The following is a 15,551-nucleotide window of genomic DNA, read 5'->3' as shown; positions in this document are numbered from 1 at the left end:
CTGAAACCGAAAGAATATGAACAGCTCCGGATAATTGATAATCTTGAATAATTTCACTTGAAATTTCTTGTTGTTGCCCCAATAATAAAGCCATCGTAACCGCCAATTCTTCTTTACCAAAATGATTTTTCTCTAACCTATTCTTAATCTTATTTCTAAGCAAATCTGAATAATACCAAATGTCTTTTTCAATGATAGTTCCAACTTTTAATTCATTTGGAGCAACATAAACTTGTGCTAAAATTGACTTGTTGGTCAAATACTTTCCATAATCAAATTGATCTGGATTGTTGGGATTTTTATGCAGAATTATTTTTGTTGAAAATTGTAAATATTGTCCAATTCCATATTCATGATTTAGGCTGTCTTTATATATGTTTACCAAAATCTTCCCTGAACTTTCTTTATTGTCAACTTGTTTCACTAAAGCAACAAAGCGTTCACTAAAAGCAGAACTCTTTAAGCGTTCTCTCAAAACAACTTCAATCTTGTGTTCTTGATTAAAATCATGAATTTGATTGCTATAATTTGTTGGGTTAAATTTTTGATTATGAATTGTTACAGTCGTAATTCCGATAAAAAAAGAAAGTATAAAAACTGCAAAGCCAAAATATTTTTTCTGAATTTTATTTTTATTAGAAAGAAAATAAACAACCAGAAAAACAAGAAATGAAAAGGTTAGAAATGACCACGAAAATACTGGTTTTATTTCTACAAATTGAGAAAATAAAACACCAAAAACAAATGAAAATGTAATTCGTGAAAGTGGAAATTCAAGTATTTTCATGCAACTAAAATACTCAAATATTTGATAAATAACGTAAGTTCGACAAAAGTTTTTTATAAATTTAGACACGAATTACACTAATTTACACAAATTATTTTTTAATAATTAAATTTCACTAATTAGAATCTGATTTATCAGATTCAATTGGTGTAATTTTCCATCTTCAATTCGTGTAAATTGGTGCAATTCGTGTAAAAAATGAATGTTTTTTGGTCTTTATATCGAATTCACGTTAAATAGAAAAATTTATTCCACAACTCTATTTACATGTGAAAACGCATTCTTATAATATCCTTCTTTAGTAGTAGAAATAATAACACCTTTTTGGATAGAAGCGTGAACAAATTTAATTTCTTCATCATTTATTTCAACCACCATTCCAACATGGTTGATGACTTTGCTACCAAGTGTTCTAAAGAAAATCAAATCGCCTTTTCGTATTTCATCACGTTCCAAAGTTCTACCAAAACGAGACATTTCGTTAGAAGTTCTTGGTAAAGTAATATCAAATTGTTTGTAAGTGCTAAACATCAATCCAGAACAATCAAAACCCGATTTGTCAGTGCCGCCAGTTCTATACGGACTTCCAATATTATCGGCTGCGGTTTCTACTAATTGTCTTGATAATTCTTCAAAAGTCAATCCGTTGTAACTGCCATTTTCTCTTCTTTTTACAACTTTAAACTCATCTTCATTTTTCTTCTTTTCAGCAAACTTGGCATCAATTTTCTTATTTACAACCGATTTTTGAGTGCCAATTTTGGTTCCAGGTTTTTTGTATAATCCTTTTTTTTCAGCCTCAGCTTTGGAAGTTACAATTGCAGAAGTTGGTTTGCAACTCACAAAAAATAACGAAATGAATAGTATGTAAAGTAATTTTTTCAAATGAATCTGTTTTTTGTAAAAATACTTAAAATGAATGAAAACGAAAATTATCTGAGGTTTTTTATAATAAATTTAGCAGTTTTTTCACTTGCGCCAATTCCGCCAAGTTTAGCTTCGAGTAAATCGTAATTTTCTAAAATAGTATTTCTAGTGGCTGGATTTATCAATTTTTGCAACTCAATTTTAATGTTTTTGGTATTGCAGTTTTCCTGTATCAACTCAGTAACCACTTCTTTATCCATGATTAAGTTTACTAATGAAATATATTTCAAAGTAATAATGCGTTTTGCAATTTGGTAAGAAGCCCAACTTCCTTTGTAGCAAACGACTTCTGGCACTTTAAACAAAGCAGTTTCCAATGTTGCAGTTCCAGAAGTAACCAATGAAGCATACGAATGACTAAGCAAATCATACGTTTTATTAGCAACAAAATGAACGTTTTTATTCTTCAAAAACTGCTCATAAAATGAAAATTCTTGACTTGGAGCACCAGCAATAACAAATTGATAATCAGCAAAATCATCAACAACACTTAACATTACTGAAAGCATTTTGGTGATTTCTTGTTTGCGACTTCCTGGCAAAATTGCAATAATCGGTTTTTCGTCAAGATTATTCTCTTTTTTAAAAGTCATTTCGTCGGTAACTTTTCGTGTTTGAATAGCGTCAATCAATGGATGACCAACAAATTCAACTGGAAAATGATGCTTCTTTTCATAAAAATCTTTCTCAAAAGGTAGAATCACATATAACTTGTCAAAATCTCTTTTGATTGCCTTAATTCTACTTTCTTTCCAAGCCCAAATTTGTGGCGAAATATAATAATGCGTTTGAATTCCTTTTTCCTTCGCCCATTTGGCAATGCGCATATTAAAACCCGGATAATCAATAAAAATAATAGCATCTGGATTGAAATTTTCAATGTCTTTTTTACAAAAGTTAATGTTATTCAAAATCGTTTTTAGGTTAAAAACAACTTCAATAAATCCCATAAAAGCTAATTCGCGGTAATGTTTTACCAAAGTTCCGCCAACATTTAGCATCAAGTCGCCACCCCAAAATCTGATTTCGGCATTTGCATCTTCTTTGTACAAAGCCTTCATCAAATTGGAACCGTGTAAGTCACCCGAAGCTTCACCAGCGATTATGTAGTATTTCATATTTTAATTTTTTTGGCGTTACCCGAAGAAAAATCGGGTCGGGCTTTCCGCTATATCTTTTTCTTTTTAAAGAAAAAAGAAAAAGGATGCCGCTACAATCCCTAACGCAGTATCGTAAAACTACAACTTTTTGTTATACAAAAACAGTGATTATTGCTAGTATGATTGTGGCAAGTATTACTCCACGAGCCATTAATTCTTTCTTTTTTTGTAGCAAAATGTAAAAAGCGGCAATGTTTAAAACAGCACCAAGCGCCATTACTTTTCCTAAAACACCACTCTCGTTTATAATTTTCAAATCGCTCAACGAACTAAATTCGGTGAACATAAATAAAAACAAAAATGTACCAGCGATTATACAACAAACGCCAATTAAAAAACCAATCGCTAAATCTTTCTTTTCCATAATTTATTTTTTTGAATAATCTCTAAGATTTCTGTAGGCATGAATTATTGCAAGTACAATAATTTGCTTTGAACATCATCTATAACGTAATGTATTTGATAAGGAAATTGTTCTAAAAGAACCATTCTAACATTTTTATATTTAATTTGAAATGCTAGCGGAAAGTCTGAAATATATTTTTTTGTAATTTCAATTTTATTTAAAAAATCAATTGCTAATTCAGGATTAACGTTTTTGTAATAGGTAACAATATCCAAAATATCGTCTGTTACAGAAGGATTAATTACAAAACCATATATCATAAACCTTTTCTAATTTTTGCAATTGTCGTATCAAAATCTAGAACATCTTTAGGGTTTTTATAATAATTTTCTAAACGTTCATCAATGATTTCTTTTTGCCAAGAATTCAGTTCAACACAAGTGTTTATTTCTTCATTTTGTAAATCTGAATATTTAGTTTTTAAACTTTGCCATTCTTCAATTGGAATAAAAACACCAGTTGTATTACCTTTAATATCTTTAATAAATTGTAAATTCATGATTTGAAAATTTAGAATTAAAATCATTTTATACTACAAATGTAAAAAACTAATCACCAAATAATTCAATATTTTTTACTATTTGTATTTCAGTTTTCTACCTTCTGAATTCTGTCTTCTAAAAACTCCAAGTATTTAATTGTTGAATTGCATGATGTGCCGTCAAATCAAACTGAACTGGAACGACAGAAATATAGCCGTTTTGCAAAGCCCATTCATCGGTATCTTCACCTTTATCTTGATTGACAAATTCTCCTGTTAACCAATAATATTCTCTTCCAAAAGGAGTTTTTCTTTTGTCAAATTTTTCCATCCACAAGGCTTTTGCTTGTCGACAAATTTTTATTCCTTTTATATCGTTTGCTGCCAATTTTGGAAAATTCACATTCAAAACCACGCCTTCGTGTAATTTTTTTCCTAAAACTTCTAACGCAATTTTCTTGATAAAAGTCTTGGTTGGTTCAAAATCTGCATTCCATTCATAATCCAATAACGAAAAACCAATAGCCGGAATTCCTTCTATACCAGCTTCTACAGCGGCACTCATAGTTCCAGAATAAATCACATTTATCGAAGAGTTCGAACCATGATTAATTCCTGAAACACACAAATCGGGTTTTCTATCTAACAACTCATTTACGGCAAGTTTCACACAATCTACAGGTGTTCCCGAACAAGTATATTCGGTTACTTTAGCATTTTCTTTTGAAATTTTATTCAAATACAAAACGCTGTTTATTGTAATAGCGTGACCCATGGCACTTTGTGGTTTGTCAGGAGCAACCACAACAACTTCGCCAATTTCAGACATAACTTCTATTAATGAGCGTATTCCTGGAGCCGAAATTCCATCGTCGTTTGTTACTAGAATTAATGGTTTTTTCATGGAGTTGAATTATTTTTACAAAAATATAAAATTAGCGTTTTGTTCTTTGTTTATACAATATCGATTGAGCCTTTTGTGGTAAAATACTTTTCTGTTTGATGCCATTTGTCTTCATCATCTATATAAATTATTCCTAAATTTTGTAAAGTTTCAACAGCTAAATCAGTAGCATTATCAAAGTTTTCTGCTTTATCTTGCCATTTTTTTAAAATCATATCTTCTTTTTTATTCTGAAAATAAATCATTTTATTCCAATCTATATATAGTTTACCATCATTAATCACTACATCTACCCAAGCTTTGATACTACCTTCTTGAATTAAAACAGTATCTTTTTCGTATCTTATGGCTTTCATTATAGTGACATTGGTTTTATCATACTTTCAATAAATTCAATTTCCTCTGGTGATAAATTGTATTTTGCATACAGTTGTTTGTCAATGTCTTCTACTGATTTAGACCATTCTATGTCGGAATCTATATTAAAGTTTTGAAGTGGAACAAATATGTAAGTTTTTGATGTGCCGTGTTGGCTTATTTTAGCTAAGCTGTGCATAAATCTTGCAAATTTTGTTTTAAGATAAATGCATAGATTCTCACTTGAAATTTTATCTAATGCTAAATTTGCCCCAATAACCAAAAAAGTTTCAGTGCAAATTGTGCCAGGCTTCCCAATAAATGAGTTTTGATTATCGTCGTTTAATTCAGTTCCAATGTTATTAGATTCTGGCACATAAATTTTCCAAACATCAATCCATTCAGCATGAGAAACTACCTCGGACTTTTCTACATAACCAATTGAATTTCCTCTTCCAAAGCAAGTTATTGAATTTTTAAGTCCCGTTTTATTACTTCTGAATCTATTGTCATTGATGAAAAATGTTCTAAAACCAAAAGCTTTTGCTGCCGAAACATAGGTGGTTAAAGATTCAAATTCTGAACTGTTGCATACTTTTTCAATTATTGAAACTCCAATATTATGGCGTATTAAGATATCCGAATTATTAGTTCTTAAATTTCTTTTTTTTACACTAGGCGTTAAGGATTCTTTATAGGTGAAGACTTTAGTTAAACTTTTTTTGTTGTCAAAATTCTTTTCCCATAGAAAATGACAAATACCACCTCGTAGATTTATATTTTGAAAAATCAATTCAGGTTTTATAAAATCATGTAATTCAGAAATATGTTTGTCATTCAACATTTGATCTCTAAAATCGTCTAAACCTCTTCCGCCTGCATACCACCTTGTAGGTATAATTAAAGATATGAATTTGGGATTGTGTTTTTTTGCAAAGTTCACGAAAAGATTGTAAATGGGTAATGCAGTATTGCTATTAGCACCACCTTCACTTTGTTGATAAGGAGGATTACCAACAATTACATCAAATTTCATTTTTTGGTTATTTATTTTTATGGTTTCGTTTTCAATCAAGTTGTCTTCTTTGATTAAATCGTACGATGTGTAATCTTGTTCTATTAGTTTCATGTCTAACTGTAATAAGTTATATACTTTTCGGGTAAACTCGTAGGCAATTTTTGAGGTTGGAATAGAGTAGAAGTTGTTGGCTATTTCTTTTCCAAATTTTTTATAAACGGCATATACAAACTCACCTTGTTTGGAGGCAATATCCAGTAATTTTGTGTTTTTGTTTATGGCATCTTTTGGCAATGAGTCAATCATTAGTTTGGTAACCGTTTGTGGTGTTACAATTTCAGATTCAGACAAGCGCGTAAACTTTTTCATGGCGCGACCAACTCGTTCTATTGGTTCTAAATTGGTATCAGTTGCGATTGAGTTAATGTTTTGAATTTTATAATCTAACTTGCTTAATACTTGGTGTTGCATGTTGTCAATCATCAATTGCAAAATGGAATTATTAATTTCTAAATTGGCAGCAATTCTCTGGCTATCAGAATCTTTTTCAATCAAATCAATAATTTCTTGTAATGACATTATTTTGGCTTCTGTACAAAAAGCAAAAAACAGAATTTTAGAATAATAAGTTGCAAATTTTTTCTTTATGCTCGCTAGTTCATCCGTTTTCTCCTTGTTGCTTTTTGCTCCAAGATTTTCATCATTTTCATCATTTTTGCTTGTTGGAACTTCTAAATCATCACCTTCTTTATCAGCTTTAACGCCTTTTATTTTCAATCCATGATTAGAATCTATCTCGTTTTGTTTTTCAATTTCTTTTTTGATTAACTCAATATCTAAAAGCGATAAGTCAATCGGAATTTCTTTGGCTTCTTCCGAAACGCCTCTGTTGCTCGAATATTGTCTAACAGCATCTAAAATATCGGATGGTTTAACCTGAACTAATTTTGAACTATTTAAAGTGATTATGGGCGAAATTTCTAGTTCACGTTCCAATCGTTCTTCCAGTTTTTGATTGCCGTTTTTATCGGTATTGAAGTTGTAAATTTGTGCTTTTTCTTCTTGCATTACAAACATTCTTGTAGGATCAAAATCTACTAATAACGTTTGTGGTTTCATGTTATATTTTATTACATCGCCTTTATCATCAACAAACTCTTTGATGTATTGATTTTGTAATCTAAAAATTGCTTGGTCGTATTCTTGTGGAGAAGCTGTATCTTTAAGGTAAAGCATGGTATCCCATTCTGGAACAGTGCTTCCTGTTAGCATTTTGTTTACCGTTAATGTGATGGTTTTTTTGTTTTCACTTTCAAATTTTGTAATTTTATTTTGGATTTCTTTTGCTTGAATAGAATCCTTTTCAACTCCCGAAATATTGATAATTTCATAGTTGTTAAGATGTATGAATTTGTTGGATTTTATCAATTCTTCAAAAGCGTCACAAGAAGCTCTGTAAGGCAAAACGCAAACTAAATGGCGGCACATTTTGCCTTCTTTTATTTTGTCATAATCTAGAAAAGACAATATATTAGAATCACTTTCAATACCATCAATTACTTTCAGTAAATCTAAAACTTCTTTTTCGTGAACAAATTTTTTGTGCGATTGATTTTTAGTTTCTAATATGATTGATTGTGGTCTAAATAGTTGTGAGAAAGCATAGGTTATGCCGTTATTTTTTAATTCTTCTAATTTTTTTATTGAAGATTCATTTAGATTGAATGCAAACCGAATCATTTGCGGAAATCCATAATAAGGATTGTCCCATTCTTTTGTTTCGTCTTTAGAAAGATTTTCTTCGTCCCATTTTTCTTGATCGTCGGCAATATCTGAAAATTGATAAAAAGCGATTATGTCTTCTTTAGTAAATTCGTCATTCATCAAAATTCTATACGGCGTTCCCGAAAGATGAATTCTGATTTTGGCTTTTAATTCTTTATTGATAATTTCTAAATCTTCTAAAGTGCTATCATTGCCTTTTATTTCAGATTTAAGTTCACTTTTTGTTACCTGCAAAACTTTTCCATATTCGGAAGCTCTTGCACCAAAATGAGTTTCGTCTATTAATAATAAATCTATTTGATTTTCAAATACTTGTGCGTGCTTTTTTTTTATTTTTCCGCCTTGAAGGTCTTGTAAAGTTAAAAATAAAACAATTTTTTCATTTGCTTTTTGTTTGTCAGCAATAATGGTTTCACTTGTGAGTAAATCGTTAGCTTCTAAAAAACAAAAACCTTCAAAATTTATAAGACTTTCTACTGTTTTTTTCCACTCATTTCGTACGTCATTTTTGGCAGAAACTATAACAACTAGCTTTGCATCCATTTCAACCGCACAACACATTGAAGTGAATGATTTTCCAAAACGCATCACAGCATACATCAGCAGATTAGTTCTTTTGTTTTTGATTGCTTCTCGAAAATTAGTTACTGTTTTTTCTTGATTTGGTCGTAACTTGAGCAGAACTTCTCTAATATAAGTTTGCGTTTGTGTAACTCGACTTTCGTCGAATCGATAATATTGGTATTTTAAATTATTTTCTTGATGACTTTTCTTGATGTCTATAATGGCATCTTGTAAATCTTTTTCAGTAGCATTTTCAAAAAATTCTTTTGAAAAATAAGGTATGTTTCTTATTGAATCAGCTTTTAATCTATTTCTTTCTAAATCCTTTTCAAGATAATTATGAACTGCATAATCTCTAAAAAAAGTATCTTCATTAATCTTTGCAACATTTTCAAACTTTTTTTCAAGATTTGGATAGTGTTTTCGCCATTCATTCAATCGGGTTTCAACAGGTCGATAGGTGTCACCAACTTTGAGGTAACTTGGAATTTCTCCTGTTGAAAAAGCATAGATATGAGGTTCAACTCTTCCAATGATTATATTGTTTAGGATTTCGGTATTTATAGTATTAGTTTTTGGCATTACAATTCTACTTTTCAATTAAATCTACAAACCGAATTGGTTTATTGTTTCCCCAATCCATTATATAACTATAAATACCATTATGTTTTAAAATGGAATTTGATTTACAACCTTCACATTTAGTTGCTATTTTCTCTAAAACACCAAATAAATCAGTTACCTCTTGGTTTGTTTCTGAGCAACTATTTGGTATTATTCCTTTTAAACCGTCCATTTGCCATAGATTCCATGAAATGATATGAGCGATATTTTGAATAAATTCAAGTTTTGGTTCTGTTCCAAACTTAAAAATATGATTTTCAATGAATGTAAAAAGTAATGATTCTCTAGCTAAAAGCAAGCTGTCGCCTTGCCATTCAAAGCCATAAATATTTTTATACGCAATTTGAACCGCATTAATCCAATTGTCAATTGAAGTTACGTTTTCATTAATTACTCTAAGTTTTCTATCTAATAATCCAATTCTATTTTCAATAGTGATATACTCTCCAGTTGTTGTATCGTATCTGCTTACTAAATATGGAGCTTCTCCACAAGAAATTTCTAAACGGGTATCAGTAATATAATCTTTCCAAGTTTTACCTTTTGGGAAAACTATTTTATCTTTTGTTGTCTCCCAAGTTTTGGTTCCATTTTCAAGTATAATTTCGGTATTAAAAATATTTTCTTTTCCAAACCAAGAATTGTCAACTAAATTATTTTGAGCATTGCATATCCAAGAAGGCGTAAAAACTTCAGCCATTTCTTTAGAACGAGAAAGCTGTAAAACTTTATCTTTATATACTCTAGGCATTATTACATTTCCATTTTCACCCGTTATTAAATCAGGTAGTAGTGGAGAATCGAAACTGTATGATTCACCAAGGTATTTATAATTTTCGGTAGCCCAAAATATGTTTTTTTGTGTAGTTTGATCACAAAGGAGTATATTCAGAATTTCAGGATATTTCTGTTTTATCTCGTTCTCTAATATGTCGATTGCTCCTTGCACTTATTAATTTTGTTTTTTTTAAATTGTTTGACAAATCTTCCAATTTGCTTACTAACTTTATAATTGAAGTACTGATGTTATTTTACAAATTTAATTTATTATTTTAAACGTATCGTTTTATAATTACAAAATATTACTAACAAAAAAATATTAATAATCAAATGCTACATTTTCAATTTTTGGAATTTGAAGCCTGTTTTTTTAGTTGGAATTTGGAGTTTGTCTTTTGGAATTTATTAAATTTAGTATCTTTAACAAAAATTTGTGCGTGTCAACTCTTTTGTGGCATACTTTTTTATGTAATTTAGTTGAAAAATTTTAATGAACACAATAATTCAATTTATGAAAAGACATTATAAAATACTATTGGCAGTCGTAGCCTTGTCAATAGGACTTTGGAGTTTTATGCCTAAAGAAACAGTTGATCCCGAAAAGGACAAGACACTTTTAGAACTGTTACAGTTTGTAATTGAGCGTGGACATTATCATCCTGCCAAAATTGACGATGCTTTTTCTAAAGGGGTTTACAAAGATTACATTAATGCCTTAGATCCGTCAAAACGTTTCTTTTTGCAATCAGATATTGATGAGTTCGCTAAATATGAAACGTCAATTGATGATGAAATCAAAAGTCAGAAATTAACTTTCTTCGATTTGACATACAATCGATTGATGAAAAGAATGACAGAAAGTAAAGTTTTTTACAAAGAAATTCTAGAAAAACCATTCGACTATAACGTTGACGAGTCATTCAATACTGATTACGAAAAATTGCCTTTTGCAAAAAACATAGCTGAGCTAAAAGACAAATGGCGTAAACAAATCAAACTTTCAACACTTTCTTCTTTAACCGATAAGTTAAAAATGCAAGAAGATTTTAAGAATGGTGTTGCTGATGAAAAAGATAAAGCTAAAAAAAGTGAGAAAGATTTGCAAAGTGAAGCCAAATTAAAAGCAGAACTTTTAGGAAAATCATTTGAAGATTTAGAAAAAGAAACTAGAGAAACTTCTTTAAAATCGCTTAATGAATACTTTGGATTTATAGAAGAATTAGAAAGAAGTGACTGGTTTTCAGTTTATATCAATGCAATTACAGCACGTTTTGATCCACATACCAACTATTTTGCTCCCGAAGAAAAAGAGCGTTTTGATGTTAGTATGAGTGGTAAATTAGAAGGAATTGGTGCGCGTTTGCAAAAGAAAAACGATTATACCGAAATCACCGAATTAATTTCTGGCGGACCAGCATGGCGCGGAAAAGAATTAGAAGCAGGCGATGTCGTTATGAAAGTTGCTCAAGGAAATCTTGAACCAGTTGATGTAGTAGGAATGCGCCTTGATGATGTAGTAAAAAAAATAAAAGGACCAAAAGGAACCGAAGTTAGATTGACAGTTAAAAAAGTTGATGGAACAATCAAAGTTATTTCACTTATAAGAGACATCGTTGAAACCGAAGAAACATTCGCTAAGTCAAGTATTATCGAAAAAGATGGAATGAAATATGGAATTATTTATCTTCCAAAATTCTACATCGATTTTGAAAATAAAGAAAGCAGAGATGCTGGAAAAGATATCGCAATAGAAGTAGAGCGTTTGAAAAAAGAAAACGTACAAGGAATCATAATGGATGTTAGAGATAATGGTGGAGGTTCATTGCAAACAGTTGTTGATATTGCAGGACTTTTTATAGATGAAGGGCCAATTGTACAAATAAAATCGGCTGCAGGAAAAAAAGAAGTTTTGTACGATAGAGATGATAGAATACAATGGGATGGACCACTTGTAATTATGCAAAATAGTTTTTCGGCTTCGGCTTCCGAAATTTTAGCTGCTGCCATGCAAGACTACAAAAGAGCCGTAATTATTGGTAGCAAACAAAGCTACGGAAAAGGAACTGTTCAAAATGTAATTGACTTAAACCAGTTCGTTCGTGGAAGTAATATGGGCGATATGGGAGCATTAAAAACAACTACTCAAAAGTTCTACAGAATCAATGGTGGTTCAACACAATTAGAAGGTGTTAGCAGCGATGTTGCAATGCCAGACAGATATGCTTACCTAAAAATGGGAGAAAGAGACATCGAGAACGCTATGCCTTGGGACAAAATTGAAGCAGCAACTTATTCAACTTGGGACAAACTTGATAATTATGATGTTGCCATTGCGAATAGTAAAATGAGAATTGCAGCAAATGACAAATTCAAATTGGTTGAAGAAAATGCTAAATGGATTGACCAACGCGATAAAGAAAATGTTTATTCTTTAAAAATGGATAAGTTCAAACAAGAACAAACCAAAATTGAAGAAAACGCTAAAAAGTTTAAAGCAATTTCTAATTACAAAAACAGCTTGTTGCTTTCATCTTTGCCATACGAGCAAGAAGCAATGAAGAAAGATTTGTCGCTTAAGGAAAAAAGAGAAAGATGGCACGAAAGTCTTGCAAAAGACATTTATGTAGAAGAAGCTGTAAATATATTAAATGATTTGCAACCTGCTGGAGCAAAGAAAGTTGTTGGCAAAAAAGTACTTAAAGAAAAAGTGATTAAATCATAAAGAGAAAATTTTACCATGTAAAAATGCCTTAGAAACTATAAACTTCTAAGGCATTTGTTTTTTAGGAGCGAATAGCTTGGGCTTTTTCGATTATCCCTATTCCTGCCATACGTTCCAAGTCCCTAAAAAACAGGGAGCTTTCCACTGCTGTCAGGGCTAGATGGTTTTTGTCTTTTGCAAAATTCAGATTAAAAAACAAGGATATATAAAAAATCCCCAACCGAAGTTGAGGATTAAGATCTATCTTTTAAGTTTTTCTAACTTTTTTTGAGCTTTTACAATATCTTCTTCTAGCTCTTTAATTTTAAGTTGTTGTTTGGTAATTTTTACATTTTCTTTTTGAGTTTCAACTTCAGTAAGCTTTCCTCTAGCAATAGATTTATCAAGTTTGACTTGCATTTTTTCTAAATCGGCTTCGGCTTTATCAAGTTTGCTGTTTAACTTTTCAATGTCTTTTCCAGCATTTTCAACTTTCTTTTCTTGTTGTTCAACTTTTTTTGCAGCTTTTTCTTTTTCTTTAGCCGCCTTATCTCTTTCTTTTTCAGCTTTCTCTCTTTCTTTTTCAGCTTTTTCTCTGCTCTTTTCTGCCTTTTCTTTTTCTTTATCAGCCTTTTCTCTAGCTTTTTCAGCATCTTTTAATGCTTTTTCACTATCTTCTTTTTGTTTAAGAGCTTCTTTTTGTGCATTCAAGTCTCTTTCAATTTTTTCTTTTTCGTATAATTTCTGCTTTTCTAAATCAATTGTTGCAGGAACTGTTTTAACAGAATCAATAACAGTTGTGGTTTTAACTTCTTGAGCAAAAACGCTTTGAAACCCAATAAAAGCGAATGCACCTAATAGTAATTTAATTTTCATAGTAGTTGTTTTAATATTATTCAAAAGTTGTAATTATCTTTACAAAGTTAACACAAATCGTGCCATTGTCGCCTTATTCAAATCAATCATCATGAAGGACTTTTTTCAAAATTACAAATTTTTAGTAGCATTAACAATACTTTTATCTATTTCTTGTCAAAACAAAATTACTGAAAAAGAGGAGAACCAAGAACTTATTGATAGCACGTCTGTTTCGGTTTCTAATGATGATTCAGTTGACAAATCATTTGATTATTATCCAACTTCAACTAGTAATCAGATTATTCAACATGATAATTATACTTTGTCTTATAAAGAGGAATATGAACAAGCAGAATGGGTTGCTTATGAACTTAAAAAAGGAAGATATAGTAATCAAGATTATCAAAGACCTTTTTTTATAGAAGATCCAAAGGTCAAAACAGGTTCGGCCGATTGGCGAAATTATAAAAATTCGGGTTACGATAAAGGACACTTGTGTGCTGCTGGCGACATGAAATTTTCTAAAGCCGCTTTTGAAGAAACTTTTTATACTTCCAATATTTCGCCACAAGACAGAGAATTCAATAGTGGAATTTGGAACAGATTGGAACAAAAAACACGTTATTGGGCAAACAAATACGACGGGATTTATGTAGTAACTGGTGGTGTTCTCAAAGATAATTTGGAAACAATCGGAAAAGAAGATGTTGCTGTTCCTGACTATTTTTATAAAGTTTTATTAAATAAAAATAATGGAAATTATAAAATGATAGCTTTTCTAATACCAAATGAAGACAGCGAAAAAGGTTTGTACGAATTTGTAGTTTCAGTAGATGAAATAGAAAAACTTACAGGAATTAATTTCTTTCCAAAGCTAGAGGATTCAATCGAAAATCAATTGGAAAAAAGCAGTGATTATAAAAATTGGAGTTTTTAAAACTACCACTCATTTACTTTGTTGGCATCCATTTTGAGGAAAATAAAAAGCAAGATTGTAAAGCCCCAAAGTCCAGAACCACCATAAGAAAAGAATGGTAACGGAACACCAATAGTTGGAAAAATTCCAAGAACCATCGCTATATTCACAAAGAAATGGACAAATAAAATGGAGGCGACACAATAGCCATAAATTCGACTAAACTTGGTTTTCTGTCTTTCGGAAAGGTAAATTATTCTAAAGATTAGTCCTAAATAAAGTCCAATTACAAACAACGAACCAACAAATCCCCATTCTTCACCAACTGTTGTAAAGATATAATCGGTGTGTTGTTCTGGCACAAAGCCACCTTTTGTTTGAGTTCCTTCAAGATAACCTTTACCAAATAAACCGCCCGAACCAATTGCGATTTTTGACTGATTTACATTGTACCCAATTCCTTTATCGTCTACTTTTTTGCCTAATAAAATATTAAAACGGTCACGATGGTGTTGTTTCAAGACATTATCAAAAACATAACTTGTAGAATAACTAAATGCCGCAACCATTACCAAAGTTATGATACTTATAATCATATTTCTATCGGCTATCCTGCTTCGGTAATAGATAAAAGCCAGAATTAGAAACGTAATTAGTACAATATATAAAGGATTCATTATAAGACTTAAAACAAATATAATGATGATGAAAAGACCCATCCATAAATAACTTGATGGTAAACCTTCTCTATGCAAAACAAAAATAAGAACGGTATAAATCAAGGCACTTCCGGGATCATGCGGTGCGATAAATAATATAGGCAGAAATATCAATCCTAACGCAATAATTTGATGGTTTAAGTTTTTTAAATTTACTTGTACATCACTAAGGTATTTAGCTAATGCTAAACTTGTAGCAGCTTTAGCAAACTCTGATGGTTGTAACCCAAAAGACCCAAACGAATACCAGTTAGTTTGACCTTTAACCTCTTTCCCAAAAACAAAAAGACCAGCAATTGCCAAAAGACCTATAATATAAATAACAAAAGAAAATTTTTCGTAAAACTTACTATCAACAGATAATACAATTATTATTAATGGAATTGTAAATGCAATTGTAAGTAATTGTTTTCCATAGTATTGAGATAAATCAAAAATTGAAGTTTCTACTTCTGGCAATGACGAAGAATAAATATTTAGCCAACCTAAAATGACCATAACGATATAGATGCTTACAATCATCCAATCAATATTGCTACTTACACTTTGGTTTTTCATGGTTTA

14 protein-coding genes are annotated in these 15,551 nt (G+C 30.8%); 2 read left to right on the top strand and 12 right to left on the bottom strand.

What is annotated here, in order from left to right:
- The 10 genes from O9267_RS12370 to O9267_RS12325 all read right to left on the bottom strand — a co-directional run.
- Nucleotides 1-787, bottom strand: a 787-nt coding sequence (locus O9267_RS12370; protein ID WP_298180025.1) for a ComEC family competence protein, incomplete at its 3' end; no start/stop codon positions are given.
- 246 nt (nt 788-1,033) lie between these two features.
- Nucleotides 1,034-1,672 (bottom strand): C40 family peptidase, encoded by a 639-nt coding sequence (locus O9267_RS12365; RefSeq protein WP_298180023.1) that lies wholly within the window; start codon nt 1,670-1,672, stop codon nt 1,034-1,036.
- A gap of 47 nt (nt 1,673-1,719) precedes the next feature.
- Nucleotides 1,720-2,832, bottom strand: coding sequence for a lipid-A-disaccharide synthase (gene lpxB, locus O9267_RS12360; protein WP_298180021.1), 1,113 nt, complete (start codon nt 2,830-2,832; stop codon nt 1,720-1,722).
- Between the two features lie 133 nt (nt 2,833-2,965).
- Complete coding sequence (locus O9267_RS12355; RefSeq protein ID WP_298180019.1) at nt 2,966-3,238, bottom strand: hypothetical protein; 273 nt, start codon at nt 3,236-3,238, stop codon at nt 2,966-2,968.
- A 44-nt stretch (nt 3,239-3,282) separates the two neighbouring features.
- The gene (locus tag O9267_RS12350) at nt 3,283-3,540 is read right to left on the bottom strand and encodes a hypothetical protein (protein ID WP_298180017.1); all 258 of its coding nucleotides are present in this window, start codon (nt 3,538-3,540) and stop codon (nt 3,283-3,285) included.
- The gene (locus tag O9267_RS12345; protein ID WP_298180015.1) at nt 3,537-3,779 is read right to left on the bottom strand and encodes a hypothetical protein; all 243 of its coding nucleotides are present in this window, start codon (nt 3,777-3,779) and stop codon (nt 3,537-3,539) included. Before O9267_RS12345 ends, O9267_RS12350 begins: the two co-directional genes overlap by 4 nt.
- A 118-nt stretch (nt 3,780-3,897) precedes the next feature.
- Nucleotides 3,898-4,665: a 5'/3'-nucleotidase SurE gene (gene surE, locus O9267_RS12340; RefSeq protein ID WP_298180012.1), complete on the bottom strand. Its 768-nt coding sequence runs from the start codon at nt 4,663-4,665 to the stop codon at nt 3,898-3,900.
- A 50-nt stretch (nt 4,666-4,715) separates the two neighbouring features.
- Complete coding sequence (locus O9267_RS12335) at nt 4,716-5,021, bottom strand: hypothetical protein (protein ID WP_298180010.1); 306 nt, start codon at nt 5,019-5,021, stop codon at nt 4,716-4,718.
- Nucleotides 5,021-8,971 carry an Eco57I restriction-modification methylase domain-containing protein gene (locus tag O9267_RS12330; RefSeq protein WP_298180008.1) on the bottom strand — a complete coding sequence of 1,317 codons (3,951 nt, stop codon included), beginning with the start codon at nt 8,969-8,971 and terminating at the stop codon, nt 5,021-5,023. Before O9267_RS12330 ends, O9267_RS12335 begins: the two co-directional genes overlap by 1 nt.
- A 7-nt stretch (nt 8,972-8,978) precedes the next feature.
- Nucleotides 8,979-9,962 carry a restriction endonuclease subunit M gene (locus O9267_RS12325; RefSeq protein WP_298180006.1) on the bottom strand — a complete coding sequence of 328 codons (984 nt, stop codon included), beginning with the start codon at nt 9,960-9,962 and terminating at the stop codon, nt 8,979-8,981.
- A 321-nt stretch (nt 9,963-10,283) separates the two neighbouring features.
- Between O9267_RS12325 and O9267_RS12320 the strand changes: the two genes are divergently transcribed.
- Nucleotides 10,284-12,515, top strand: coding sequence for a carboxy terminal-processing peptidase (locus tag O9267_RS12320; RefSeq protein ID WP_298180004.1), 2,232 nt, complete (start codon nt 10,284-10,286; stop codon nt 12,513-12,515).
- 240 nt (nt 12,516-12,755) lie between these two features.
- Here O9267_RS12320 and O9267_RS12315 read toward each other — a convergent pair whose 3' ends face one another.
- Complete coding sequence (locus tag O9267_RS12315; RefSeq protein ID WP_298180002.1) at nt 12,756-13,370, bottom strand: hypothetical protein; 615 nt, start codon at nt 13,368-13,370, stop codon at nt 12,756-12,758.
- A 91-nt stretch (nt 13,371-13,461) separates the two neighbouring features.
- On the opposite strand from O9267_RS12315, the gene O9267_RS12310 reads away from it, so the two are divergent.
- Nucleotides 13,462-14,289 carry a DNA/RNA non-specific endonuclease gene (locus O9267_RS12310; RefSeq protein ID WP_298180000.1) on the top strand — a complete coding sequence of 276 codons (828 nt, stop codon included), beginning with the start codon at nt 13,462-13,464 and terminating at the stop codon, nt 14,287-14,289.
- A 2-nt stretch (nt 14,290-14,291) separates the two neighbouring features.
- Here O9267_RS12310 and rodA read toward each other — a convergent pair whose 3' ends face one another.
- On the bottom strand, nt 14,292-15,545 hold the full coding sequence (gene rodA / locus O9267_RS12305; protein ID WP_298179997.1) for a rod shape-determining protein RodA: 1,254 nt from the start codon (nt 15,543-15,545) through the stop codon (nt 14,292-14,294).
- Nucleotides 15,546-15,551: the final 6 nt, after the last annotated feature.

This window comes from Flavobacterium sp. (assembly GCF_027531705.1).
Classification (GTDB): domain Bacteria; phylum Bacteroidota; class Bacteroidia; order Flavobacteriales; family Flavobacteriaceae; genus Flavobacterium.
Note: the sequence above shows the minus strand (reverse complement) of the source record. Positions and strands in the feature narration are given on the sequence as shown.